Raw genomic sequence first — 26,340 nt, 5'->3', positions numbered from 1 at the left:
TACCACCTTCTAATGCTATCAAAAAACAAAGTATCGAATAAAAATAACACACGCAATCCTATTTTAACTCTCTCTATCATTATACCACAAGCTTTTTCATCTCCAAAAATCGTCATAGGTTATTCCGTAGCGTGTCAAAATTTTCAAATACTCATCTGTAAGCTTAAATTCTTTCAATCTTCGAGAAAAAACTTCTGATAGATAACTTCCTTGATAGTTTTTTGAAAAAGCCAAGTAGTAAATCATCTTTTCTCCGAAAACGGGAGAAGGTTGAACTTCAATACCTAAATCTTTTGCCAATTGTTTTCCAACAAACAAGTTACAAACAAAAAGTTGTATCCTTCCACTCTGTAAAAGTTTAAAGCCAGTCACATCATCTGGAACAGCTATCTTTTTAAATTTTGCGTTCCAAAACCAGTCACCGTAGGCATAACCTTCCGTGTATCCACACAGCACGTTAGATGAAATATCTTCCAAGCGTGCAAAGTTCACTTCTGAACTTCTAAGCTTAAACAAAACATCCTTTCCAGTGCTAAGTGGTTCATCTGGATAACTCAAGAACGCCTGACGTTCTTGGGTAATTCTTAAACTCATAATTCCATCGTAGGCTTTGATTTTCATTAATTCTACACACCTGGACCATGGAAATGTGAAAAAAGCTACTTCGTATCCCATCTTACTCAAAACTGCCCTGACAACATCTACATCTACGCCTACCCAATCTTTTTTGATGGTATCATACCATTCATATGGTTTCCAATCAATTGTAAGTATCTCTATAACATTCCCAGGAACGACATAATCATCCAGGCCGTATTTCTTTATAAGCGCCTTCAATACCCCATTTTTGTGCAATTTCTCCAACGCCGTTTCAATCTTAGCCACAACATCTTTGTCCACGCTCTTTGAAAGAACGATGTAATGGTAATACTTTTCCGAAGGACCTTTTAAGGTTTCGAATTTCCCTTTTGAGTTTTTAAGCATATATCCAAGCGTTAGACTGGAATAAAACACCGTGTCTATCTCTTTTCGTTCAAGGGCTTTGATAGCATCATTTACGTTCTTGAACGGAATAACTTCCTGTTTTGGTGCGATAGTAGGTAAACTTTCCGATGTTACAGTACTACCTATAACACCTATCTTTGCATACTGCTTTTCAGCAAATCTCATTACATCACTTGAATTAATAAGAAACATCTCCCTCAATCCGTAAAGTGGAGGCTGGAGATATGTAGTATAACTTTCTCGTTGCTTACTGTAAGCAGCCCCAACGAATATCTGAATTTCATTTTTGGAAAGTGCATCAAAAATCTCGGAGATGCTTTTCAACTCTTTTGATTTGTACTCAATTCTAATTGCTTGACTTCTAAGTTCCTCGTTCAGCTTTTGAATAATGTCGTGACAAAGCCCTGTTATATTGCCACCGCTTAACATGAATTTTGGTTCAGCATTTTGAGCGTATGTGTAGAGAATTTTTTGACCAACCACCAAAGAAGGTGTGAAAAACAAAGCAAACATTATAAAACTTTTAAAAACCACCTTAAGCATGCTTTTCATACACATTTTATCACCCCTCAAACAAAACAGCAGTCGAGATATAATAAGCAATTTCAAACAAGTTCATTTGAGAATTTGAATTAACCTTTTTACTCCCCAAAACAGAGTAAGTAAGAAGAGAAACACAATAACACCAACTAATGCTCCAGAAGCATCGATAACAACATCGTTAAGTGAAGAACCCCGTCGGTAGAAAATTTGGTTATATTCATCAAAAATCGCATACGTTGAAGGGATTGTAAGACCTGTTATCCCCGATACTATTATATCCCTCTTCCACCAAAAAAATGTTAAGGCTACCAAAAACCCAAATACAAAATACAATCCAAAATGTGCTGTCTTTCTAATCACCATTTCTGCAGGCACGTATTCCGTCCCAAACCAAATCAATTTCAATTTCCTCTCAACTTTTTTGAAAATTTCCGTGTTGGAAAAATCCAAAATACTATCGATTTTCTTTATAACCTTATACGCCAAACTCGATTGCTGGTGCGATTCCTCCGGCGGTCGGGTTGAGAAATAAAATATAGTAGCAACCCAGAACAAAACACCAGCAAATAACACTATCAAGGTAGCCTTACGCACATTTTTCGAACCTTTTTTTAAAAGTTCATCCATTGCGCTCAATCCTCCGATTTTTTGTTCTTAGCTCAATGCATTCTAATATACTCCAATTTCCCTCTTTCGAAAGTAAGACCGATCGCGTTTACATTAACCAGATAACTACAATATGCTTTGAGAGTTTGGAGTAGTAACACATAAGACGTGGCATCAATGGGGATTAAGAAATTAGCTGCAACCTCGCTCAAAATCTCATCTATCGTCTTCGGTTCCACCAGAATTCCCAAAATCAAACCCAAAACATCTTCTATAACTTTCTCATTTCCTTTAATCAGGTTCAAAAACTCTCTTTTTTTGTTTTCTCCATCATCTTCTTTGCCGAAGTCAAAAATCTCACCATGGCTCGGCACAACAACATCTACGTTTTCTGCCCATTTATTTAGACCTTGCAGAGTTTTTAGATGTTCGTGCACATCGTATAAGAAATAAACCTTGTATTTTTCTATCGTTTGCATAGAAACAACAGCATCGGCTACGAACAACACCCTCTTTTTACCATCATCAATCAACACTCCAACCATATTAAAAGAGTGCCCTTTAAGTGGTATGATTTCTACATCGAGTTCAGAGGACCAGCCGTATTCTACAATGTCTGTAACTATTGAAGATTTTGCCATTAAAAACTTGTTATCTATCCCTTCAAAAATAGGTCCTCCCCAGAGATACATCGGCTCAAGCTGAGGATGTTCAATGAAGACGCTCTCAAAATACGTCGCATAAATCTTGCACTTGGTTCTTTCCTGCAGAAAGCTATTTCCTCCGATATGGTCTGCATGCGAGTGTGAATTGAGTATCGAAAACCTATTCACACCTTGGCTTTCAAGGTATTTTAATATCTTTTTCCCATATTCATTGCTACTTCCAGAATCGATGACCAAGCACTCGCTTTTTCCCAACGTAGATTTGAAGAAAAACACCACATTAACAGGCGCCCTTAACACTTTTACAGATTCCGTTACATCAATTACCTCATACACTTTCTCAACTCCTCTGCTTTGCTATTTCACAATCTAATTATAACACCTCAACACTTCCAACCCTCCAAATTATTTCAAACAAAACTCAAACTATCTTCTTTGTGCGCAACACAAAATAACCTCCAAAAAAGATGTTCTCAAATTCTGCCAATTTCTCAAACCTTTTCTGCTGTTCATCCCAAAATAGCGAACTTTGAACACCATCGATTAACTTCAAATTATTCAAAGAGATACCTACTTTCGAAACGGGATACCCTCTGAACAACTTTTCAACCAAATTTTCAACAACTTTCGAAATGAGAAGAAAATCGTTTGTGTAGAAAATAAACGAACGGGAAATCGAAAAAGAGCCGAACCTATCTTTTAAATACAAACTTACACTCTTTGCTCCCATTCGTCCTCTCAACAGCTTTGCGTATAAACCGAACGTAAGGTATTTATAAACCTCTAGTAACTCTTCTAAATTGCTCACATGTCTATCTAGCGTAAGCGAATGGCCAATACTCTTTGGAGGAACAAATTTGAAAAATTCAGATTCTGTGTATTCTTTTAAAATCAACGTCTTTAATTTTTGAAATCCACTCAAACCGTCTAACCTTTTATCGTTCAAAAATTGCTCCAACGTTCCTATTCCTAACCTTTCCAAAATCTTCTCACTTTCCTTACCTATTCCAGTTACATTCTTTATTGGCAAATCCTTTGCGAATTCCTCAAAATCTTGAACGACAAAGAAACCATCCGGCTTAGCTAACTCACATGCACTTTTTGCAATTATCGGATTTCGTCCAACCCCTATCGTGCAAGTAAGGTTGAGTTTCTCTTTTATCTCTTCCTTCAGTTCCTTGAGCCTTTCCACCCCATAAGATACATCTCCAATACTATCAACCGCAATATACACTTCGTCTATGCTTGCCTCTTTGTAGACAGGAAAATATTTCTCAACAAGTTGGATAATCTTCAACGTTGTGAACTCGTATTGCGAAAAATCTGCCTTTACAAAAATAATCTTCGGACACAACTTCCGTGCTTTTGTTATAACCATCCCAGTCTTCACTCCAAAACTTTTTGCTACATAATTCGCACTTATAACTATAGGTCTTTCCCCATTCCCAATTACCGCAAAAGGTCTACCTCTAAGCGAAAGATTTTTCGCTTCCTCAACGGAAGCAAAATAAGCGTCCATATCCAGCAAAGCAACACACTTGTAAAGCACAGATATCACCCCCCTGCTTATTATTCATCAATATTCATCAATCCAACAATGACGTTTTATAACACATACTTAACATATGTATAGTTTACTAAAGTATAGTATACCATAAAGCGATTTTCAAAGTCAAACAATATTGGGGGATTTTAAGCCAAGAGTGTAGAGTTTAGAAATATGAACATTCATTGAACATTTCCACAAAAATCGGTTTCACAATCTACTTTGTGATAAAATATATTCAGAATTTGAGAAAATCCAGGAAAATTTAGACTTAAAAAGGAGAGTGATTTGTTTGAAGTTTGCACTCCTGGGGTTTGGGTTAAGTAACAAATATGCGGCAAGATATTTAAAATCACTTGGGGAGGAAGTTTTTGTAAGCGAAGGTGGTAAGCTTTCAGAAGAGGACAAGAAATACTTAGAAGAATCTGGCATACCTTACGAAGAGGGAACCAACAGCGAAAAAATCCTCGAAGCAGACGTTATATTAACCAGCCCAAGTGTTCCATACAACCATCCCATTCTCATGAAAGCAAAAGAATTGGGCAAACATGTTGACACAGAAATCACTTATTTTACGAAAAATCTTGATTGGAACCCAACCATCATCGCGGTTACAGGTTCCGTTGGAAAGAGCACAACCGTATCAATGATTAACCATCTCATTTCAAAATCCGCAACCTCTCAACTCTCTGGAAATATCGGCATACCAATAGCACAAGTACTTCTGGAAGGTAAAAAACCTGAGTATCTTGTCATAGAAATTAGCAGTTTCCAACTCTACTGGGCGGAATACTTCAAACCACACGTGGCAGTTATCACAAACATATATCCGAACCACCTCGACTGGCATCCATCTATGGAGCATTACGTTGAATCGAAATTTAAAATAACAAAGTTCCAAGATAACGAAGACCACTTCATCTACAATCCAAAAGATATGGAAACATTCAAAAGACTCTCGCTCGTCCAAGCCAAACGTGTTCCATTCACAGCGGATTTCAAATTCGAAGAGATACCATTCCACATCCGCACAAAACAGAACGTTGAAAACATCGCCGCCGCAAAGACCGTGTTGAAGGTGTTGAACTTACCATTTGACATGAGTATACTCGAAGATTTCGTGCCATTGCCACATCGAATGGAGTATTGTGGAACAATAAACGGAGCACATTATTACAACGATTCAAAAGCCACAAATGCTGCAGCAGTATTGAAAGCCCTTGAAAATTTCGACGGGAATCTTTTCTTGATAATTGCCGGAAAAGGTAAAAACGAAGACTACACAAAACTGGCAGATGAGATAAAGAAAAAATGCAAACACGTTGCTATAGTCGGACCTATCGCGGACCAAATTGAACCGTATTTGAAGGAAAGAGAGATTAATTACAAAAGATACAAAAATATCGAAGAAGCAGTTATTGAAATATCAAAAATGGCAGGCGAAGGCGATTACGTGCTCTTGGGACCAGCTGGTGCAAGTTACGATGCGTATAAAAATTTCGAAGAACGTGGAGACCATTTCAAAGCGATAGTCAAAAAGCTTTTGGAACAATAATTTGAAAAACGCTTTCAATACCCAAATTGGAGGGAAGATAGATGATAGGCTACGAGATATTTGTTAGGTCTTTTGCAGATTCAAACGATGATGGTATAGGTGATTTCAAAGGTATAGCACAGAAAGCAGACTACTTAAAAGCTATCGGTGTTGACCTTGTTTGGCTCACACCACATTTCAAATCACCGAGCTATCACGGATACGATATCATTGATTATTTCGATACGAACTCTTCTTTCGGCTCACTCTCAGATTTCAAAGCGATGGTCAATACGCTCCATGAAAAAGGTATAAAGGTCGTCATTGACCTTCCACTCAACCATGTTTCGGACAGACACCCTTGGTTTAAAGCAGCAATGAACGGTGAAAAACCTTACGTAGACTATTTCCTCTGGGCTCAACCACACTTCAACCTAAGCGAAAAGAGGCACTGGGATGAAGAATTACTCTGGCACAACAGGAATGGAAAGTGGTATTATGGGGTTTTCGGAGGCTCCTCACCTGATTTGAACTACGAAAATCCAGAAGTTGTCCAAAAATCACTTGAAATCGTTGAATTTTGGCTCAATCAAGGTGTTGATGGTTTCAGATTCGATGCAGCAAAACACATATACGATTACGATATTAAAGAAGGTAGATTTAGATACGACCACGAAAAAAATGTTGCATACTGGAAACTTGTTATGGACAAAGCAAGACAGGTAAAAGGTTCAGACATATTTGCCGTTACGGAGGTCTGGGACGACCCAGAGATAGTTGACAGATACGCAAAGACAATTGGTTGTTCGTTCAACTTCTATTTCACAGAAGCAATTAGAGAATCGATGCAACATGGAGCCGTTTACAAAATCGTCGATTGCTTCCAAAGGACACTAACAAAAAAACCATACCTACCAAGCAACTTCACAGGTAACCACGACATGCACAGACTCGCAAGCCTTATCCAACAGGAAGAACAAAGAAAAGTCTTCTTCGGTTTACTCATGACAACTCCTGGTGTTCCTTTCATCTACTACGGTGATGAACTTGGCATGAAAGGTATTTACGACTCCACATTCACAGAAGACGTTATCGAACCATTCCCATGGTATGCATCACTATCTGGAGAAGGTCAAACGTTCTGGAAGGCAATTAGATTTAACAGAGCATTTACAGGAGTCTCTGTTGAAGAACAACTCAGCAGAGAAGGGAGCTTGCTCAGAGAGGTCATAGCATGGACGAAATTCAGAAAAGAAAACGAGTGGCTCACAAACGCATGGGTCGAAAACGTTACACACAACACATTTGTTATCGCATATACGGTAACCGATGGTAATTATGGTTTTAGAGTATACGCAAATATCGCAGGACATAACGAATCGTTTGAAGGAATCACTTTGAAACCATACGAAGTGAAAATAGTCTAAGTGTGAAAATACGATTTCATCGATTGTTACGTTAGTGAAAATTGTCACTAATGCAACTCTATGGTATAATATACTTAGGCTCTTAACTTTTTTCACCAAAACACTTAGGAGGTGTTAGTATGTACGTAGAGATAGTTGATGTAAGGGCAAGAGAAGTGCTTGATTCCCGCGGAAATCCCACGATTGAAGTTGAAGTTCTTCTTGAAGATGGTAGCTTTGGCAGTGCGATAGTTCCAAGTGGTGCTTCCACTGGTAAATTTGAAGCACTCGAATTGAGAGATGGCGACAAAAAAAGATACATGGGTAAAGGTGTTCTCAAGGCAGTTGAACATGTGAATGAAATCATCGCACCACGAGTCGTTGGATTGAACGCGTTTGATCAAGTTTACCTTGACAAAGTTCTCCTTGAACTTGATGGCACAGAAAATAAGTCCAAACTTGGTGCAAACGCTATCCTTGGTGTGTCAATGGCGGTTGCAAGAGCTGCAGCTGAAAGCGCTGGTTTGCCACTTTACAAATACCTTGGTGGAGCAAATGCAAAGGTTCTTCCAGTTCCATTCATGAACGTTATCAACGGTGGTGCACACGCAGATAACAGCCTTGATATCCAAGAATTTATGCTCGTTCCAGCAGGAGCTCCTTCGTTCAAAGAAGCACTCAGATATGGTGCAGAAGTATTCCACACACTCAAAAAGATACTCAAAGACGCTGGTCACGTGACAGCCGTTGGAGACGAAGGTGGATTTGCACCAAATCTTTCTTCAAACGAAGAGGCTATTCAGGTGCTCATAAAGGCGATTGAACAAGCTGGCTATGAACCTGGAAAAGACATATTCATCGCGCTCGACTGCGCAGCGAGTGAATTCTACAATGAAGAGACAGGAAAATACAACATCGATGGAACGGAAAAGACTGGTGATGAACTTATTGAGTACTACTCCATGCTCGTCGACAAATACTGGCCCGTTATCATCTCCATCGAAGACCCATTCGAACAAGAAGATTGGGACAGCTACGTGAAATTCACACAGAAAGTCGGTGGAAAGGTGCAAATCGTTGGTGATGATTTGTATGTCACAAACGTCAAAAGACTTGCCAAAGGAATTGAACTCTTCGCCACCAATTCAATCCTCATAAAGCTCAACCAGATTGGCTCGGTTACAGAGACGCTCGATGCAATAGAAATGGCAAAGACCGCTGGTATGACAAACGTTATCTCACACAGAAGCGGAGAAACGGAAGATACGTTCATCGCAGACCTTGCAGTTGCAACGAATGTTGGTATGATTAAAACTGGGTCACTTTCAAGAAGCGAAAGGATCGCAAAATACAACAGGTTACTTAGAATCGAAGAAGAACTCGGTGACGCGGCAATTTACAAAGGATTGAACGCATTCTATTCGATGAAAAGATAACTAAACCAAAGTTAGAGTTTAAATGCCAAGCCCCTCCTACAAGCTGGAGGGGCGTTTTTATATTTTATATACGCTCTTTGTGAAAGAAATGAAAAACCCCGCCCTCTCGGACGGGGTTTGTTGATTTTTGTTAATTATTGATTAGCTGGCTTTTAGAAGCTTGCTGTGTATGTGAGTTTAACGTTCCATGTTGGATCTTCGTTGATTACGTAAGCACCGGTGTCAGGATCTGTCGTCAATGTTCCGTAGAATCCTGTCAACTTTACGTTTGGTGTGATCGCATATTCTGCTCTAACGTTGTAACCAAAGTCGTTCGTACTTGCAATTATCTTGTGAACATCCGAGTAAAGTGTAAGTTCTGGTGTTGCCTTGATGGTTACTGCTCCATGGATGTATGTGTATGTTGCAAGCTGTGTCATATCTGCCCAGCTTGCATCAACAGCTGCGGACAACATTGCATCTTCGTAAGATGCTTTTGCATAGAGTGTGAATGGGTTGTTTGTCAAAAGGTTAGTATTTGTTGTCTTTACATAGAATGTTACTGGTGAGAGTGCTATCTTTGCTGAAAGTTCGTTAAGTGGAAGTGTTGTCGTTGGTGTGGCTGATGCGAAGTCTACTTTTGGTGTAACTTTTGCTGTAAGCGTAACTGGTGCAAATGTTGTTGTATATGTTACACCAAGGCTGATGTATTTACCGTTTGCAATCTTTGTTGATCTGTAGTCGAGTTTGTCAAGATTTTCTGCAAATTTGAATGTTGGAGCAAGTGTTAGTCCTGTAACTGGTGAGAGTGAACCAGAAAGAATAACGTCGTATGCTGTTACCATTCCTTCTCCGCCATCAACCATACCACCGAATACTGTGAGGTTTGGTTTGAATATTCCAAAGTCGAGTGCACCTTTTACTTCTGCACCGAATTCGTGTGTTGTTGTGTTACCTGTATTGTATGTTCCACCAACGATTGTGAAACCAGCTACCGGGTATTTTACAAGAACCATATCGCTGAACCATGTTGCGGCACCTTCGTTTACTTTGTCAAGGTAGTAAACTTCAAGACCTGGAACTGCTGGGAGTGTAAGTTTTAATGAGTCTTTGAAATCTGCCATTGCGTCTGCCCATGAGGTTGTACCATCTGAGTTGTAGACAAGACCTGTGAAATAATCACTTACAAACTGTTTATCTGTGCTGTAGAATGCTCCAAAGTATGGTGTGGAGAATGTGATGCTCTTGAGTGTAAGATTAACTCCACCAAATGGTACGTAAGTTATACTAAATGTTGCCCCAGCCTGTGTATCGCTTTTTGGACCAAATGCAAGCGATGCTGTAACATTTGTTAATGAACCGTCAATATCAACTCCGTCTTTTGTTACGACAAGCGAGAAGTTAACTGTTCCTGTGTACGTTACGTTTGGACCGAGTGTGAATGGTTTTTCCGCTGCAAACATGCTAACAACTACCAAAAGTGCTACCAAAACCGTTAAAAGTTTCTTCATAACCTTCTCCCTCCTCCTGTGAGTTTAGGTGTAAAAATGTTTATAAATGAAACTTAAAGAAATCGCGTTTTTGAACTCACGAACTTCTAACCATCCCCCCTTTTTTGGATGTTTATAGCCTTTGTGCCTTCACATAAAAGCCAACAGCTTAACAAAAATTACGGTCTAAACCAACCAACTATTCCTACGATTACACCTATTATACCAAGCCCAATACCCCACTGCGCCAGTTGTTCTAATCGTTTTACATCCTCAGATTTCTCAGCTTTTAGTTCCTCTAGCTTCTTATTTACTTCTTCAACTTCACTTTTGTCAGCTTTGACTTCTTTAACAATCTGTTCAAGGCTTACAGCTTGGTTTTCAAGAAGGTTCACTCTTTCCGCCAAAACATCCAGATTTTCTTCAACAGCTTCAACTCTAACATCTGTGTATGTAGTTACTCTTTCTTCGAGTGCTGCCAAATTGGAAGAGAGCTCATAAACCATGTCTCTGATGGCTGGTAAACCTGTGTCTATTGTACTTTGAATGTTGAGTACCTTAGTTTCAAGTTCTGAAAGTCTATTATCTAATTCTGTCGTTGTTGCTTCAAATTCTTCCGAAGAAACCTTTGTTCCAAGCACATCGTAAATCATGTTTACATATTCTTCAAGTAACTCTACTCTTGAAACTAATGATGCAAATGCTTCTTTATCCGCTTTTGTTTCCAATAGCTCCTTCAATTCACTATTGCTCGTGTTGAGTTCCTCTTGAAGTCCCATAATCGCATCTGAGAGAGTTGTATAAGAATTTGCCACTGCCTCGTCAAGTTCGTTAAGTCTCGCTTCAACAATTTGGTGTGTCTCCTGCAAACCTGCAAGTTGGCTCTTTATATCTTCAACAGTCTTGTTAATTGCATCAATCTTCGATTGCAGGTCTTTTGTTGTGTCAGATATCTGCTTTCTCAAAAGGTAATCAACATCACCGAGCTGAGCTGCCAAACCGTTAAGAATCTCGCTTATCGTTTGAACGTCGTTCTTCAAAGTAACAAGGTCAATTTCTTGTTGATTACCATCTTCATCTGTGTAAATGAATTTGTCTTGGATAGAATTCACAAGGTCGTAAAGTTTGATTATATCTTGGTCATGTAAATCAAGAACAACTTTCGCATCTTCAAGTTCAATCTGGAGTTGTTCAATGTCTTGCTTTACTGCATCTAATTTTTCGCTGGTAGTACTTTCAAGCGTTGCTTTCAAGTTTTGCAAATTTGAATCAACCGTTTGAAAGACATAATCAAGAGTTCTAACTAGGAAAACCGCTATCTGATACCTTGTTATTGCCTCGTCACCACGATAGGTGCCGTCGGGAAAGCCCGTTGCAATTCCAGCTTCTTCCAATCTGGTTACAAATGATTCTGCCCAGTGTCCCTTTGGAATATCTCTGAAAGCTGCCATAGATATACTGAGAACTAAAAAAATAGCAACTAGCGTCAAGACTTTTTTCATACTCTTACCCCCTTTATGATGATCTACATTAAAACCCTAATTCCACATTCCTAAAATATTCGCGTATATATTATACCACAAAGTCCGTTAGTGATGCAAATTTTTCTCTGTATTTCCAAAGGAAAATTTAGTATATTACTGACAACTTACCAAAAGGTTATTTGCTCTGATTACCTAAAATCTTTATAAATACACGCTTCCCAACTCTTAGAATGTGTTCTCCCACAACAGGAACCGTTGCTTTAAAGTTGTCAACACGGTTGTTGTCCCAATAAACTCCACCTTGCGTAATTAATCTTTTTATCTCACTTTTCGTGCCTATTCCCAGGTTAAAGAGCAGTTCTACAACGTTGTATACACCGAGTTCAACAACTTTTTCTGGCATCTCGTCGGGGTTTTCTTTTTTCTGGAAAACCGTAACAAAATATTCTTCCGCTTCTTTCGCTGCCTGCTCCCCATGGAATTGTCTGACTATTTCTCTTGCAAGCCACATTTTGTAATCTCTTGGATTGACTGTCTTTTCGTTTATCTCTTTTTCCATTTTGCTCAGAAAATCTTCATCCGCATCTGTCAACAATCTTGCGTATTTCACGATTAACTCATCTGGTATCGACATTATTTTACCATACATATCTTTTGGTTCGTCGGTGAAACCTACGTAGTTTCCATAGCTTTTGCTCATTTTGAGCTTTCCGTCAGTTCCTTCAATTATTGGCATTGTCATAACTATCTGGGGTGTTTGTCCGTATTCTTCCTGTATTTTTCTTCCAACCATGAGGTTAAATAGCTGGTCAGTTCCCCCGAGTTCTACGTCCGCCTGGATAGCAACAGAATCATAAGCTTGTGCTAGTGGATACAAAAACTCAGAGATACTGATAGGTGTGCCTTCTGCGTACCGTTTTGCGAAATCTTCTCTTTCAAGCATTCTTGCAACTGTGTATTTTGAAGCCAATTTTACAACATCGGCGAATGTCATTTTCCCGAGCCATTCGTTGTTGTAGCGAATTTCTGTTTTGCCTTTGTCAAGAATCATGAAGGCTTGTTCCGCGTATGTTTTTGCATTTTCCATGACCTCTTCTCTTGAGAGCATGGGTCTGGTTGTGTTTCTTCCTGACGGGTCACCTATCATTGCGGTAAAATCACCAATGATTAATACAACCTGGTGCCCTAAGTCTTGAAATTGTTTAAGTTTTTTCAAAACTACTGCATGACCTAGATGTAAATCTGGTCTCGAAGGGTCTACTCCCAACTTTACTCTCAAGGGCCTTCCAGTTTTCAATCTCTCAAACAATTCTTCTTCTGAAACCAAGTCTACGCAATTTCTTTTCAATATCTTTAGCTGTTCTTCGGGAGGAAGTTTTACCGTGGACAACAGATACACCCCTCTTAGTTAATTATTTCGTCTCTTTGGTGAAGTTTTATTTTTCAATTACCTGGACAATACCCAGGATGTTAAAAAGCACATAATAAAGAACGCAACAGCCAACGCAACGGTTATTTTACCTGAAGTATCTAATCCTTTTTTTCTGCCAAACATCGTATAGGCAGCACCACTTCCAAAAGCACCACCAAGTTCTGCAAACTTTGTCATTTCTTGCATAACCATCCAAATCAAACCAACTGCAATAATCGTGTGGATGACTAGTAAAAGAACTGCCAACATCACAACACCTCCAACTCTTTTTTACGATTTAGCTTTCTTGTTGCCTAATTCAGTGCTAATTATAGCATATGTTTTCTAAATTTTGCAATACTAAACAAGAAATTTTTCGACATTTAAACGTAAGTCGCTCAACTAAAAGAAAGAAATCATCAAAAGAAATCATCATTTGATGCAGTATCACAATGAATCAGAGAATCAGAACAAAAATGCTTGGTCAGTTTCTGGTAGCCCGTCTAATACTCCCAATCGTTTGAGAACTTCCACTTGTGCTTTGGTCACTTTTGCCCTTGTCATGAGGTCTTCAACGGATGTAAACATTTTGAGTTCTCTTTGCTGGACTATCGATTTTGCTACGTTATCCCCTATACCGTGAATTTTGTTGAAGGGTATAAGTAAATCTTTTCCATCTATTATAAACCTTGAATGATGACTCCTTCTCAAATCTGGTTTCTTAAACCCAAATCCACGTAAAATCATTTCGAGTGCAGCTTCAAGGACCTTTTCCTCGTTCTTTTCCTTAACATCTTTTTTCGGACTGTTGTTGAGTTCAATAAGCCTTTTCTTTATCGCTTCTTTGCCTTTTAGTATTAGCTCCGCATCAAATTCATCGCCTTTTGTTGAGAAAAATGATGCATAGAATGCAAGTGGATAATGGACTTTGAAGTAGGCTATTCTGAATGCCATGCTCACGTAAGCCACTGCATGAGCTTTCGGGAAGAGATACTTGATTTTCTTACAGGATTCGATGAACCATTCTGGGACATTGTATTCTCTCATCAGTTTTTCTTCTTCCTCTTTCAATCCCTTACCTTTACGCACGTTTTCCATAATCTTAAACGCGCTTGACGGCGGAACACCTTTGTGGATAAGGTAAATCATGATATCATCACGACAAGAGATAACTTCTGAAAGCGTTGCTATTTTCTTTTCAATCAATGTCTGTGCATTACCGAGCCATACATCTGTTCCGTGTGATAATCCCGATATACGTACTAATTCTGCAAAAGTCTTTGGTTTTGTCTCTCTAAGCATGCCCATGACAAAATCTGTTCCAAACTCTGGGATACCGATTGTTCCAACGTCTGTTCCCAGTTCTTCTGGATCCACGCCAAGTGCCTTGACTGATGAGAAGATACTCATCGTAGCTTTATCATCCATTGGAATGGTCATTGGGTCCACGCCACTATATTCATACAGTAGTTTTATCATCGTTGGGTCATCGTGACCAAGTGCGTCGAGTTTGACTAAGTCATCATGGATAGCTTCGTAAGCGAAGTGTGTGGTGTAAACTCCCGACTTTTTATCGTTTGCAGGGTGTTGATAAGGCGTGAAGTCGTGTATATCGTAGTCACTAGGAACAATCATGAGTCCACCTGGGTGTTGACCTGTTGTTCTTTTAACTCCTGTGACGTACATAGCCAGACGCTCTTGCTCGGCTGGATTGAGTGGATTTACAATATTACCATTTTTATCTTCCATATACGCGCGGACATATCCAATTGCGCTTCTATCAGCTATCGTACTTATCGTCCCTGCCCTGAAAACGTGTGACTTACCAAACAATTCTTCTATGAATTTATGCGCACGGTCTTGGTATTCACCTGAGAAATTCAAGTCTATATCCGGAACTTTATCTCCTTCAAATCCCATGAAGACTTCAAACGGTATATCTTGACCTGCCTTTTCCAATTTTGCTCCGCACTTCGGACAGCGTTTGTCTGGAAGGTCATAACCAGAACTCACTTCTTCATGGAGCTCAAAATATTTGCAATCTGGGCATCTGTAATGTGCGGGCAACGGGTTGACTTCGGTTATTCCTACAAGGTGTGCAACCAGCGAAGAACCAACCGAACCTCTTGAACCAACAACATATCCATCCTCGCCCGCTTTTTTGACAATAAGATGAGCAATCATGTAGAGAACTGCATATCCATGACCTATGATACTATTTAGTTCCTTCTCGATTCGCTTTTCAACAATTTCAGGCAACGGATTTCCATACAATTCGTATGCACGTTTGTAGGTCATTTCTTTCAATTTTTCTTCCGCACCTTCGATTTTTGGCGGGTGCAACTGTTTCTCAAGTGGTTTGATTTCCTCTATGAGTCCAGCTACCTTTCTGGGATTTTCAATTACAACCTCTTTTGCTATTTTTTCATCTTCGAAAATCTCTATCGCAGCTTGAAGCATTTCATCTGTCGTGCGCAAATAATAATTTGCATCGGCATCTTCAATGTTACTTTGTGGAGCCAATAACACTTTACGTGCCTTTATGTCTTCTGGATCCAAAAAGTGCGCGTTCGAAACCAGTACAACGGGAATGTTTAATTCCTTAGCAACTTCATACAACAACCTATAAGCTTTCTTTGCTTCCTCTTTTGTGAATTCTTCTGATGTAATCGTATCAAGAGGCATGATTTCGACGTAATCGTAGAACTTCAAAATTTCGTTTAGTGCATCTTTATCTCCCTCAAGAGCGATTTCAAATACCTCGGAATTTGCACATCCGGTCCCTAATAACAAGCCTTCCCTGCGTTTTTCCAAATCTGAACGAAGCACTTGGGGAACCGCAAAGAACGTTTCTGTATGGGACTTGGAGATAAGCTTGTATAGATTTTTAAGACCTGTTCTGTTTTGTACTAAAACTGTTAGATGTTGAGGATGTTTTGAAAGTGGATTTATATGCTCAACGAGTTTGTTAATCCTGTCAAAAGTAGTTATAGATTTTTTCTTCAACAATTCAACAAGTTCTAAGAATACTCTTGCAGTTACTCTTGCGTCATCCAACGCTCTATGATGCTGGAATTTTCCAAGTTTGAAATGTTCGACAAGTTTGTCGAGTGAGAAGGCTTTCATTTGGTTCCTCAAGAGTGCTTGAGATAGCCTGAGTGTGTCTATGTACGGTGGGTTGAACTCTTTTCCAAATCTTGCAAATGTGTGCTTCAAAAAGCTGATGTCGAAATCTGCGTTGTGTGCAACAAGAACCGCATCTTTCAAAAATTCCCATAGCTTGTCAATTACTTCACCAATTTCTGGGGCATCTTTCAACATCTCTTCTGTAATACCAGTGATTTGCAGACTCTTTTCTTTCAACGTTGTTGGTTTTACTAACGTGTGGAATTCATCAGCAATTCGCCCTTCCACAATTTTTACAGCACCAATTTCCATGATTTCATCAAGCCTGGGGTTCAAACCTGTCGTTTCTAAGTCAAGAACCACGTAAGTTGCACTTTCAATCGAACCCTCTATTTCGTTCATCATTATTTTCTTTGGGTCGTTTGCAATGTAAAGCTCACAACCAAAGATGGGTTTCAAACCTTCAGACTTCGCAAGTTCGTAAAACTCTGGAATGCTCTGAACGTTTCCGTGGTCAGTTATTGCGATAGCTTCCCAACCCCATTTTTTAGCGGTTTTGACGTATTCGGCAACGTCGAGCACACTATCCAAATCACTCATCTTTGTGTGTGCATGGAGTTCTATACGTTTCTCAATAGCATTGTCCATTCTATCAAGCGAAGGGATTTCTGTTGCGGAATCTATTTTGAAAAAGAGATTTCCGTTCTTGTCGTAATTCATCGAACCATTGAATATATACCAACCACCTTCTACAAGGTGTTCTTCCAACTCCTTTACCTTTGAATTGAAGACTTTACCAAGGATGGAATCTTTCTTATCTGTGATGTAGACATTAATTATCTCATCAGATACTCTATCAATTTTGAATATCTTTCCGTAAAGTTTTGCTCTCTTTTTAACTTGTGGAGGTTCTGATGGACTGTAAAGTGTTTTGAGAATAGAAGGATTGAAGTTTGTAAGTTCGGTAAGTCCCGAAGGATGAACTGCGCTATTTTCATCAGTTCCTTTAAATTTTTCACTCGTTTTTGCTTGAGGTGAATGAGCAGAATTCTGTGATACTCCATTTACCACTAGGTCCCTTGGAGAAGATTCATAGGTTTGTTCAATAACGTCAATAGTGTATTCTTTGAATGGCAGAGAATGCTTTATTTTTTTCAGTCTGGAAATCACATGTGCCTTTCCGAATTCACCAAGAGCATATATCTTGAGTTGTTCTCCATTTATCTCTATCTTTTCTACGTATTTTCCTGAACCGTTTAATTGTTGCATTACCTTTTCATGTAACGTTTCTAAGCTTTCCATCTGTCCGTTTGTTTCATTCTCAAGAACCAAATCGATGTGAACACCGATGAAACTCTCAAGCACGCTTTTCAAAGAATGCACATCACCTTTGAAATCTTGTATAACGAAAGAGACCGACTCTCTTTTCCGGTCGTAGATGATCTTTTTGATTACACCTTCTGCTTGTATACCTATTTTCTTTGAGATATCTTTAAGGTTTTTGGAAACATCAAATACGTGATACATAGCCCCCACCTCGGAAACGTTATGCAACTTTTTGAAGCATCTGTGCCTTTATCATTTCTGATTAAATTGGTTTAACAAGCCTAATTGTCCGGAACCAGAAGAGGTTACTGCAGCACACCAGGCCACAGCAAGTGCATCAGCTGCGTCGTCTGGTTTAGGGACCTCGTAGAGTTTTAAAAGCATCTTCATAACTTTTTGGATTTGAGACTTTTCAGCACGACCGTATCCCGTTACCGTTTGTTTCACCTGATGGGGGGTAAATTCAACAAAAGGAATTCCAGAATGTTTTATCGCAAGAAGGATAACCCCACGTGCTTCACCAACATAAATGGCAGTTTTCGCATTTTTGTAAAAATACAAACTTTCGATGGCTACAAGTGATGGATTGTAAGTGGAGATAATTTTAGAAATCTCAGAATAAATGTAATCCAATCTATCTTCAAAATGCTCTTCTTTGCCAGTTGTAATAGCACCATGGGCTACATGAACTATCCTATTTCCAGTCTTCTCCACAACCCCGTAACCCACAATACCATATCCTGGATCTATACCAAGTATCCGCATTTCACAACCTCTTTTCTAGGAACTCGATAGGCTGAGCATCGCTTGTCAAAAAAAAAAAAAAGTCATCAGTATGTTCAGTATATTCTGTATGTTCTGTTGTTCAGTGGTTATTCAATTGATATTCAATCGATATTTGATATTCGATTAATAATTATACATCCTTCTTACCGGTTGGTATGTTACATTTTATTGCACACTTTTTGTTAATTTAAAGTATGAGCATTGCATCACCAAAAGAGAAGAATCTATACCTTTCCTCAACAGCAATTTTGTAAGCCTTCATTATCAACTCATAGCCGGCAAATGCACTAACAAGCATTATCAAAGATGATTTTGGAAGATGAAAATTGGTAATTAACGCATCAACAAGTTTGAACTCGAAAGACGGATAGATAAATATATCTGTTTTTCCAGAATAAGATGGCGCTTTGGGGAGACGAGCGATGGTCTCCAACGTTCGCACACTTGTGGTTCCAACAGCGAAAACTTTCCCACCTTCGTTTTTTACTTGCTCAATTATATGAACTGTTTCTTCAGGGACAACGTAATATTCTTCATGCATTTTGTGTTGACGGATGTCTTCAACTTTAACAGGTCTGAACGTCCCAATGCCAACGTGGAGTACAACCTCAGCAGTGAGAATACCCTTCTCTCGAATCCTTTCCAATAGCTGTTCCGTGAAATGTAACCCAGCAGTAGGAGCAGCAACGCTACCTTCATATTTTGCATACACAGTTTGATATCTTTCAAAATCTATATTGTCATTGCTTATATAATGTGGTAAAGGAACTTTTCCTAACGCAAAGATTTCGTTGTCATTTTTTGTTGAAAATTCAACAAGTCGTGTACCTTCTTCGGCTCTTCCTACACATTTGGCTGTCAACGCGATTTCGTTGTTGTGAACATCAAAAATAATTTCTGTTCCTTCCTTTATCGCCTTACCTGGCTTAACAAGGCACTTCCATACGCCTGGTTCAATCTTCTCAAGCAAAAGCAGTTCGACTTTTGCACCTGTAGGTTTTCTGCCTATTATCCTTGCTGGAATCACTTTCGAAGTGTTAAATACCAGAAGGTCCCCAGCATTTAAATACTCCACAATGTCTTTAAAAATCCTGTGCTCAATTTCTTGCGTTTTTCTGTTCACTACCATGAGCCTTGAATGGTCCCGTGGTTCTACAGGTTCCTGAGCAATTAATTCTTCGGGAAGGGTATAATCATATGCTTCTAGTTTATACAAGTCAACTGGCTTCATACTTTTTGTCCCCCTTTGGTGATTCGATAATGTTAACTAAAAGTATTGAAACTTTCCAAAAACCGCATTATCCTTATAAAGAGGGGACACCCCCAACCAACTCTCGACAAAGGAGGTATCCCGATATGAACAACTCAACGCTCTCTTGTCCAAAATGCGGTTCCACCAGCTTATACAAAAACGGTCATGACAAATACGGTAACCAACAATTCCTTTGCAAACTCTGCCATCATTCTTTCAAACTCTCCCATTCTCACAAACGCAAAAACTTCCCTTTCCCTTATCCCAAATGCACTTCTTGTGGTAAATCTATGCAAATTTACAAAGTCCGTCGCTCTTTCGTTGTCTTCCGTTGTAGAGCTTGTCGTACCAAAGATAGAGTACCTTTTAACCTCCCCGAACCAGTCACCCTTATTCCTGAGAAATTTAAATATTTCCGCTTCCCTATCTTTTTCGTCTTAAAGGCTTTTGTTTTGTATATGAAACACAATATGTCTTATCGCTCTCTTGCTCATTCTCTTAATATCAAAGTATCTCATGTCACCATATATAAATGGGTTATTAAACTGTGTACTTTATTCTCTGTACTTTTTCCAACATTTACCATCGAAAATGTTTTCTCAGTTCATGCTGATGAAACTGTTCTTGTGTTCAAAGAACAAAAGTACTATGTTTGGCTATTAGTTGATCACGAAACTAACTTAATTCTTTGTTGGCATGTCTCAAAGTATCGTGATATGGGACAAGTCAAAGTATTGCTCGAGAAGTTCTTTGGTAATTCAAAACCTAGAAACATTGAACTTATTACTGATGGACTTGGTGCATATGAAAGTGCAGTAAAGCTGTTGTTCAGAAATATCAATCACGTAGTGGTACCGCTCGGTAAAAACAATCAATGTGAATCTAAGTTTTCATTGTTGAAAGACTTTTTCCGACTCAAGCGAGGGCTGAAGAATACGAAGAACTTAGCGAAATATATTCAAGGATTTTGTGTAGTGAAGAATCTTTGGAAAACGCACAATGGCAATATCAATCGCATTCTTTCACAATTACACTCTTTCATCACTACAAGTTAACACTATCGGTGATTCCATTACCAATCCAAAAGTAAAGGGCGGTTTCCCGCCCTTTGAAATTTTGATTTTTTACTTTCTCAATGCCAACTTTTCAAGGAGTTGTTTGTAAAGTTCGGGGTCTTTCTTCATCAGGTACTTGAGCATCTTTCTTCTGCGTCCAACCATCTTCATGAGTCCCCGTCTGGAGTGATAGTCTTTTGGATGTTTCTTTAAATGTTCTGTCAAGTGTCTTATGCGAGCTGTTAAAAGTGCTATCTGGACCGCTGTGCTTCCAGTGTCTGCGTCATGAATCTGGAATTCCTTAATGATGTCCTGCTTTTCCATCTGCTACACCTCCGTCTAATGTCCTCTTGCCAAGTAGGGGAATACTCCCACAACCGAGCAAGGGCAATGATATGATACAATAGAACAGAATGTATGTCAAGAACCTTGAGCTGAGTGGAGAGATATTATCCTAATGCTTGGAAAAACAAGATTAAAAACCGCATTAAGCTAATTTCTTCACTTTCCAACAAAAAAGCACAATATTTCGTGGAAATTTTTAAGATATTTATTTACAACTTTTTGTAGAGTAGTGCTATAATATAATTTGGCTGGTAGCGGTGAAATTTTTTGCATTGAAATATATCGCTATAAGTTTGGAATTATTTCTTTTTCTTTCTTAACGGTTGGTTTTTGCATTTTAAACTTATCACATTTCTCAGAAGGAGGGATTGAGTATGAAGAAACTGGGGATTCTTATTGCGGTCGTTCTTTTTGGAATTTTCGCTTTTGCGCAAGAAGTAGATATGGAGACTTTACTCAACAGAATTGAACTTTTGGAAGAGTACACAAACATGATCTACGATGTTTTGGGCACAAAAGTCTCTTCAGATGATTTTGAAACAGCGCTAGCAGAATTAGATGGGAGAATTTCCGAACTTGAGACAAAAGTCTTGAACATTCAAAGCACCATTGATACAGGATTGCCAGCACTTAGAGACATGCTTTACGAACTTTCTGCAAATCTCGCTGCAGTTGAAGAAAGATTGACATCTTATATGGAAGTTTCATTGTCAACATTAAAAGATGAAGCCAAAGCCGAGGTTATGGATGAAATTCTCCCGATGCTCGATGATATTAAAGTCACACTTGATATCCACGACGGCGATATCCTCAAGATATACGACACACTTGGAACTCTTTCCGAACAAATTGCAGCTGTCCAAGAAAAACTCGCAAGCTTTGAAGAAATATCAGCTTCAATAGAATCGCTGACCCTCAAACTCGATATGCACGACCAAGATATTGTCAATATCTACGACAACCTCTCCATGAAAGCAGACAGAGAACAAGTTGATGCTCTTGAAGCAAGTGTTACAGATTTAGAAGCAAGTGTTACAGATTTACAAGAACAGATTGCAGGGATGAATGAGATACTCACAGGACTTGCTGCACAAATCGGTGATACTGACTATCTCCTCAGGAAAGCTATAGAAAATGCTCAGAAAGACTTACAAGCAAAGATTGATACAAAAGCAGACTCCTCTGCTCTTGAAAATGCCGTGAAAGACTTACAAGCAAAGATTGATACAAAAGCAGACGCAAAAGCAGTTGAAGAAAAAGTTAACAACGTCAACATGATTGCTTGGATAGGCGTTGTTCTTGGTGCAGTAGCCCTTGTTCTTCCATTTGTCAGAGGTCAGTAATCAAATGGATGTTTATCGAATGTAACGAATATAACTAATATTATAACGAGTATAATAAAGCGGGGCTTTTAGCCCCGCCTATTATTTGCTAATTCAAAATAAAAACTTAGAACTCCCAGCTCTTTATAACACCATAACACCGCAACGAAACGTCCCAACTTTAGAACTGCATCCTCATAATTTCCCTATAAGCTTCCACTATCTTGTTTCTCACCTCAACAGTTAACCTTAACGATATAGACGCCTTTTCGGCTTCAACAATGAGTTCGTGTATGTTACTCACCTTTCCCATGGCAAAATCATCAGCCATTTTCTCAACATTCTTTTGCTGTTCATTCACATTCTTTAATGCATTTGACAGTACTTTGCTAAATTCACTTTCGTTTTGTTTTTTAACGCTTTGATTAATTGAAACATTCTGTTTTAGATGGTTAATCCCTCCAATTTTATCCACCACTTACTTCACCTCCCTATCTGTAGGGCGGAAGTTATCATTGCTTTTGTTGTGTTTATGGCTGTTGCGTTCGCTTCGTATGCCCTTTGGGCGTTTATCATATCTACCATCTCGCGTATGATATTAACATTTGGAAGTTTCACGTAACCATTTTCATCCGCATCTGGGTGCGTTGGGTCATAAACAATTCTGAAGTCCGAAGGGTCTTCGTAAACACTTTTCACAATTACACCTGAATTTTCTCGCCTTCCTTGAATGTTTCTTACTAATTCTTGAAAAACAGGCACTTTTCTTCTGTATGGTTCACCCTTTTCTGTTCTTGTCGTCTCCGAGTTTGCTATGTTTGTAGAAATAAGCTCTATTCTAAACCTTTGAGCTGATAATCCTGTCGCTGAAATGTTCATTATATTGAATTCGCTCTGCATTGTATCACCTCTCAAATTATTTTACCACAAAACTACCTAGTATTCCTAATCACTGTGTTATATCTATCGATATTTGCACTCATCAATCTTGAGAGAACCTGATATCTAAGTGCATCTTTCACCATTTCTGTGACTTCCATGTCTATGTCAACATTATTCTGGTCGTTGGTTAGCGAGGTATTCTTCATTTTAACTTCCTTCGCAGTCACAATCTTCGGTGATGTGGGAAGATGTCTTTGGTTTGTTGTTGTCAGTTTCAATTTCATCTTTGATTCTTGCAAATACTCTTCAAATGCTACATATTTTCGCTTGTATCCAGGAGTTTCGGCATTAGCAATGTTTTGAGCATGTAGCTCTTGCCTTTTCATTTGAACATCCATTGCTACCTTGAGAGTTTCAAAGTTTGAGTTGAATATGTTCGCCATACTTTTTCCACTCCCTGTATGCCATTCTGTTGGCTGGCCTGTCATGTTTAATATTCTACCATATATACTAGTATTCCTACAACTAGTTAAACAATTAAACACCGGAAAATGGTATAATTGAATTGAACCATATTAAAGTTGTTGAGGTCTAAACTACTAGAGTAGAGATGATATTATTTGGGAGGTGACATTCATGAGGAAGCTCTATTTATTGTTCATCGCTGTACTTGTCAGCCTTTTCTTGTTTTCCTGTGGTTTGAAACTACCTTCGAAAGCGCCTGAGAAGGTAAAGGTCCAGTACACGAAGTATTTGGAATTCCCGATTACAACGCTGGACTTGAAAGTATCGGATTTCGTAGATAGTCTTTTACAAAAAAACATCGCCGGTTTATCTGTTATAAAAGGAAATCCTATAAGTATCAACTATGCAACTTCCGTAGAATATAGTCCAGGGACATTTTTACAAGATATAGAGAACTCCATCAAAACAGAACTCCAAAGCTTTGGACAACGTTTCGAATACAGAGTCGATAGTTCATATTTCCTGTCAAAAGTCTATGGGAAAATTGTGTTGCCAACAGTCCAGCCAATTCACCAATCAATATCGGTCGATGCACCAAACATAGGTGATTTTACAGTTGCAGATAATCTATCAATACCTGTGACAAATGGTACGAACATAATAGAATTACCATCAAGTGTGCTCAACTCATTGATCTTTGATGAAGCAAATCTGAAAAACGTCGATGTACAGTTCACAATCAGTGGTGTTTCCGCATCTAACGCTTTTCTGATAGTAGATGGCAGAACGTATCAGATTACTGTCAATGGTACAAAAAATCTGTCTAACGTAATGATCAAAAAATCATCGAATATTAAGTTAAAGTTTGACTCATCAAGCACCGGTTTTGCCCAAGTCACGTTGAAGTTCTTAAATCAAAAAGTCGACTACTTTAAGAATCTCGACACAACTCAGCTTGCAGATAGAAAAATTTCAATCAACGTGACACAGAATATAACAATTACATCCGGCACCTGGAAATTAGCACTGGGCGGTAACGTTGATGTGAATTTAAACATATTAGGATTCAGCGGAAATATATCGCAAAGCTACACGGCAAAGTCAGGAACAATTACGATAGGCTCAGGTTCATCATCGAATTTAACATGCAACATAGGATTTGATGGCACCACATTATTCACAGTTGGTGATGGTATAGTACTCAACGGGCTTGTGGAATTGTCAGAAAAAGTCAGCGCAGATTTGAGGGTGGCACCTTCAATAACAATCACACCGAACGTCAGCGTAACAAAGATAGAAAACTATCCGTTGAGTGTTACTGTGCCTTTGCCAAACAATGTCCAGTCAGTAAGTTTTGCTAACGACAGCGGTCACATGCTATTGAAACTAAACGGAATAACACTTACAGCTGTATCAGGAACATTTGGAAGTAACAATCTTTCACTTTCCGGTGGAATCGTGTTGCCATTCAGCGGAATATCTTTACCTTCTACGATAAATGCTCAGATAAGTGGTAATGTTAATTCAAATGAAATATCTTACACTCTCGAATTGCCTGAAAACCAGACGATAAAAATTGCAAACGCACAAATTACAGGTCTCAGCATTGATCCAGTAACAATCAACGAGCCAGTACCTTCAACGGTAAAGGATTTTGCTAATCTTGTTAAAGCAACTATTAAAGTTAAGCTCAATTACGACGTAAGAAATATCTCTGGTGTTTCTATAAATATTACCTCAAATATTTTCGACACCGGAAATGGAACACACAACCTGTCGGGAACTGGTACAATTGAACTGAGTTCTGTAGACAAAGTCTTTGATTTCTCAACGTTTACCAGCTTTACAATGACAATAACACCTACTGTTCCGCCAGCTGTAACGGTGAGTAACGTAGATATAAGAGAAGGAGTAAAGCTAGTAATTCAACCAGTAGTAGAACAATTCTTAATCTCAGAGGTTGATTTAAAAGGTCAGTCGTTTGAGCAAGACTTTGGAACACTAATAAACTTTGGAGATATTTTCAAAGACGATTTTGCATTCGTTAAGGACTTAGATTTAAACGTTGACGCTACAGTAACTTTCAACATAACTGAAGCAACTGTCCCAGCAACAGTAACTCTAAACATTTCTAGAAATGAAGTTAAAGTCAGCAAAGGCCAGAAAGTCAACATTGGACATATTATAGAAGAACTAATTAATGAAGGTACACCACTAAGCTTATCTATAATCTTAGAAACTGGTACAGGTACGTTGACAAAAGACAGCTTAATCACTGCATCCCTTGAGTTTGCACTGCCACTTAGCGCATCAACGGGAGAAAATGAGATACTGATAAAATCCGGAACAGTTGATTTAAGCATGCTTAATGATGTCAAAGATATTTTGGACAAAGTAGAACTCAAATTCGGATATTATTCAAATACCACAGGATTACAGGCAAAGTTGAAACTCGGTGCTAATAATGAGATTTCAACATTAATTGGAGTGTCTTCTCCAAGCGTTATAATTACAAAAGACAAGCTTCCAACACTTTCCAATAACAACGTACCATATGAAATACTGCTTCCTGCAAATTCAACAATTTCATTGAATTACAACGGTAAATTTAGCATCGCCCCATACATCGCTGTTGATTTGAAGGCTGCAACAGAAGTCAAACTTGGGAATTAAAGG

Annotated in this window: 21 protein-coding genes; 6 read left to right on the top strand and 15 right to left on the bottom strand. The window is 38.7% G+C overall.

Features of this window, described 5'->3' with window-relative positions:
• Positions 1 to 96 precede the first annotated feature (96 nt).
• The 4 genes from JM64_RS06885 to JM64_RS06870 form a co-directional block, all read right to left on the bottom strand.
• Complete coding sequence (locus JM64_RS06885) at positions 97 to 1,557, bottom strand: substrate-binding periplasmic protein (protein WP_231882313.1); 1,461 nt, start codon at positions 1,555 to 1,557, stop codon at positions 97 to 99.
• Between the two features lie 63 nt (positions 1,558 to 1,620).
• The gene (locus JM64_RS06880) at positions 1,621 to 2,175 is read right to left on the bottom strand and encodes a VanZ family protein (protein ID WP_064012014.1); all 555 of its coding nucleotides are present in this window, start codon (positions 2,173 to 2,175) and stop codon (positions 1,621 to 1,623) included.
• Between the two features lie 32 nt (positions 2,176 to 2,207).
• Positions 2,208 to 3,155 carry an MBL fold metallo-hydrolase gene (locus tag JM64_RS06875; protein ID WP_064012013.1) on the bottom strand — a complete coding sequence of 316 codons (948 nt, stop codon included), beginning with the start codon at positions 3,153 to 3,155 and terminating at the stop codon, positions 2,208 to 2,210.
• Between the two features lie 85 nt (positions 3,156 to 3,240).
• Positions 3,241 to 4,368, bottom strand: a complete 1,128-nt coding sequence (locus tag JM64_RS06870) for a Y-family DNA polymerase (RefSeq protein WP_064012012.1) — start codon at positions 4,366 to 4,368, stop codon at positions 3,241 to 3,243.
• 289 nt (positions 4,369 to 4,657) lie between these two features.
• Here JM64_RS06870 and murD point away from each other — a divergent pair, with 289 nt between their 5' ends.
• The 3 genes from murD to eno all read left to right on the top strand — a co-directional run bounded on the left by murD (position 4,658) and on the right by eno (position 8,741).
• Positions 4,658 to 5,920: a UDP-N-acetylmuramoyl-L-alanine--D-glutamate ligase gene (gene murD / locus JM64_RS06865; RefSeq protein WP_064012011.1), complete on the top strand. Its 1,263-nt coding sequence runs from the start codon at positions 4,658 to 4,660 to the stop codon at positions 5,918 to 5,920.
• Between the two features lie 41 nt (positions 5,921 to 5,961).
• Complete coding sequence (locus tag JM64_RS06860) at positions 5,962 to 7,326, top strand: alpha-amylase family glycosyl hydrolase (protein WP_064012010.1); 1,365 nt, start codon at positions 5,962 to 5,964, stop codon at positions 7,324 to 7,326.
• A 119-nt stretch (positions 7,327 to 7,445) separates the two neighbouring features.
• Entirely contained in the window at positions 7,446 to 8,741 is a 1,296-nt protein-coding gene (gene eno, locus JM64_RS06855) for a phosphopyruvate hydratase (protein WP_064012009.1), read from the top strand.
• Between the two features lie 152 nt (positions 8,742 to 8,893).
• Here eno and JM64_RS06850 read toward each other — a convergent pair whose 3' ends face one another.
• The 7 genes from JM64_RS06850 to queA all read right to left on the bottom strand — a co-directional run bounded on the left by JM64_RS06850 (position 8,894) and on the right by queA (position 19,574).
• On the bottom strand, positions 8,894 to 10,231 hold the full coding sequence (locus tag JM64_RS06850; RefSeq protein WP_064012008.1) for a hypothetical protein: 1,338 nt from the start codon (positions 10,229 to 10,231) through the stop codon (positions 8,894 to 8,896).
• A gap of 158 nt (positions 10,232 to 10,389) precedes the next feature.
• A complete protein-coding gene (locus tag JM64_RS06845; RefSeq protein ID WP_064012007.1) occupies positions 10,390 to 11,712 on the bottom strand; it encodes an S-layer homology domain-containing protein in 1,323 nt (440 codons plus the stop codon).
• A gap of 157 nt (positions 11,713 to 11,869) precedes the next feature.
• Positions 11,870 to 13,084: a tyrosine--tRNA ligase gene (gene tyrS / locus JM64_RS06840; RefSeq protein ID WP_064012006.1), complete on the bottom strand. Its 1,215-nt coding sequence runs from the start codon at positions 13,082 to 13,084 to the stop codon at positions 11,870 to 11,872.
• A gap of 57 nt (positions 13,085 to 13,141) precedes the next feature.
• Positions 13,142 to 13,375 carry a preprotein translocase subunit SecG gene (gene secG / locus JM64_RS06835; protein ID WP_064012005.1) on the bottom strand — a complete coding sequence of 78 codons (234 nt, stop codon included), beginning with the start codon at positions 13,373 to 13,375 and terminating at the stop codon, positions 13,142 to 13,144.
• Positions 13,376 to 13,570: 195 nt separating this feature from the next.
• Positions 13,571 to 17,758 carry a PolC-type DNA polymerase III gene (locus JM64_RS06830; protein WP_082868338.1) on the bottom strand — a complete coding sequence of 1,396 codons (4,188 nt, stop codon included), beginning with the start codon at positions 17,756 to 17,758 and terminating at the stop codon, positions 13,571 to 13,573.
• 51 nt (positions 17,759 to 17,809) lie between these two features.
• Positions 17,810 to 18,322, bottom strand: a complete 513-nt coding sequence (gene ruvC / locus JM64_RS06825; RefSeq protein ID WP_064012004.1) for a crossover junction endodeoxyribonuclease RuvC — start codon at positions 18,320 to 18,322, stop codon at positions 17,810 to 17,812.
• Between the two features lie 208 nt (positions 18,323 to 18,530).
• A complete protein-coding gene (queA, locus tag JM64_RS06820; RefSeq protein WP_064012003.1) occupies positions 18,531 to 19,574 on the bottom strand; it encodes a tRNA preQ1(34) S-adenosylmethionine ribosyltransferase-isomerase QueA in 1,044 nt (347 codons plus the stop codon).
• Positions 19,575 to 19,699: 125 nt separating this feature from the next.
• Between queA and JM64_RS10055 the strand changes: the two genes are divergently transcribed.
• Complete coding sequence (locus JM64_RS10055) at positions 19,700 to 20,650, top strand: DDE-type integrase/transposase/recombinase (RefSeq protein ID WP_064012002.1); 951 nt, start codon at positions 19,700 to 19,702, stop codon at positions 20,648 to 20,650.
• A 69-nt stretch (positions 20,651 to 20,719) separates the two neighbouring features.
• Here the strand turns inward: JM64_RS10055 and rpsO are convergent, their stop codons facing one another.
• Positions 20,720 to 20,974 (bottom strand): 30S ribosomal protein S15, encoded by a 255-nt coding sequence (gene rpsO / locus JM64_RS06810; protein WP_064012001.1) that lies wholly within the window; start codon positions 20,972 to 20,974, stop codon positions 20,720 to 20,722.
• Between the two features lie 395 nt (positions 20,975 to 21,369).
• Here rpsO and JM64_RS06805 point away from each other — a divergent pair, with 395 nt between their 5' ends.
• Positions 21,370 to 22,338, top strand: a complete 969-nt coding sequence (locus JM64_RS06805; protein WP_064012000.1) for a hypothetical protein — start codon at positions 21,370 to 21,372, stop codon at positions 22,336 to 22,338.
• A gap of 160 nt (positions 22,339 to 22,498) precedes the next feature.
• On the opposite strand, the gene fliE is transcribed toward JM64_RS06805, so the two are convergent.
• The 3 genes from fliE to flgB are packed head-to-tail and all read right to left on the bottom strand — an operon-like array spanning position 22,499 to position 23,633.
• Positions 22,499 to 22,795: a flagellar hook-basal body complex protein FliE gene (gene fliE, locus JM64_RS06800; RefSeq protein WP_064011999.1), complete on the bottom strand. Its 297-nt coding sequence runs from the start codon at positions 22,793 to 22,795 to the stop codon at positions 22,499 to 22,501.
• 5 nt (positions 22,796 to 22,800) lie between these two features.
• On the bottom strand, positions 22,801 to 23,217 hold the full coding sequence (flgC, locus tag JM64_RS06795) for a flagellar basal body rod protein FlgC (protein ID WP_064011998.1): 417 nt from the start codon (positions 23,215 to 23,217) through the stop codon (positions 22,801 to 22,803).
• A gap of 32 nt (positions 23,218 to 23,249) precedes the next feature.
• A complete protein-coding gene (gene flgB / locus JM64_RS06790) occupies positions 23,250 to 23,633 on the bottom strand; it encodes a flagellar basal body rod protein FlgB (protein WP_064012566.1) in 384 nt (127 codons plus the stop codon).
• A gap of 202 nt (positions 23,634 to 23,835) precedes the next feature.
• Between flgB and JM64_RS06785 the strand changes: the two genes are divergently transcribed.
• Positions 23,836 to 26,337, top strand: a complete 2,502-nt coding sequence (locus JM64_RS06785; protein WP_064011997.1) for a hypothetical protein — start codon at positions 23,836 to 23,838, stop codon at positions 26,335 to 26,337.
• Positions 26,338 to 26,340: the final 3 nt, after the last annotated feature.

This window comes from Fervidobacterium pennivorans, from assembly GCF_001644665.1.
GTDB lineage: Bacteria > Thermotogota > Thermotogae > Thermotogales > Fervidobacteriaceae > Fervidobacterium > Fervidobacterium ngatamarikiense.
Note: the sequence above shows the minus strand (reverse complement) of the source record. Positions and strands in the feature narration are given on the sequence as shown.

What these genes read in the sequence shown, in the direction of transcription:
- JM64_RS06885 (WP_231882313.1), bottom strand. Translation starts at nt 1,557, where the DNA reads ATGAAAAGCATGCTTAAGGTGGTTTTTAAAAGTTTTATAATGTTTGCT.
- JM64_RS06880 (WP_064012014.1), bottom strand. Translation starts at nt 2,175, where the DNA reads ATGGATGAACTTTTAAAAAAAGGTTCGAAAAATGTGCGTAAGGCTACC.
- JM64_RS06860 (WP_064012010.1), top strand. Translation starts at nt 5,962, where the DNA reads ATGATAGGCTACGAGATATTTGTTAGGTCTTTTGCAGATTCAAACGAT.
- eno (WP_064012009.1), top strand. Translation starts at nt 7,446, where the DNA reads ATGTACGTAGAGATAGTTGATGTAAGGGCAAGAGAAGTGCTTGATTCC.
- JM64_RS06850 (WP_064012008.1), bottom strand. Translation starts at nt 10,231, where the DNA reads ATGAAGAAACTTTTAACGGTTTTGGTAGCACTTTTGGTAGTTGTTAGC.
- JM64_RS06845 (WP_064012007.1), bottom strand. Translation starts at nt 11,712, where the DNA reads ATGAAAAAAGTCTTGACGCTAGTTGCTATTTTTTTAGTTCTCAGTATA.
- secG (WP_064012005.1), bottom strand. Translation starts at nt 13,375, where the DNA reads ATGTTGGCAGTTCTTTTACTAGTCATCCACACGATTATTGCAGTTGGT.
- JM64_RS06830 (WP_082868338.1), bottom strand. Translation starts at nt 17,758, where the DNA reads ATGTATCACGTATTTGATGTTTCCAAAAACCTTAAAGATATCTCAAAG.
- ruvC (WP_064012004.1), bottom strand. Translation starts at nt 18,322, where the DNA reads ATGCGGATACTTGGTATAGATCCAGGATATGGTATTGTGGGTTACGGG.
- queA (WP_064012003.1), bottom strand. Translation starts at nt 19,574, where the DNA reads ATGAAGCCAGTTGACTTGTATAAACTAGAAGCATATGATTATACCCTT.
- JM64_RS10055 (WP_064012002.1), top strand. Translation starts at nt 19,700, where the DNA reads ATGAACAACTCAACGCTCTCTTGTCCAAAATGCGGTTCCACCAGCTTA.
- rpsO (WP_064012001.1), bottom strand. Translation starts at nt 20,974, where the DNA reads ATGGAAAAGCAGGACATCATTAAGGAATTCCAGATTCATGACGCAGAC.
- JM64_RS06805 (WP_064012000.1), top strand. Translation starts at nt 21,370, where the DNA reads ATGAAGAAACTGGGGATTCTTATTGCGGTCGTTCTTTTTGGAATTTTC.
- flgC (WP_064011998.1), bottom strand. Translation starts at nt 23,217, where the DNA reads ATGCAGAGCGAATTCAATATAATGAACATTTCAGCGACAGGATTATCA.
- JM64_RS06785 (WP_064011997.1), top strand. Translation starts at nt 23,836, where the DNA reads ATGAGGAAGCTCTATTTATTGTTCATCGCTGTACTTGTCAGCCTTTTC.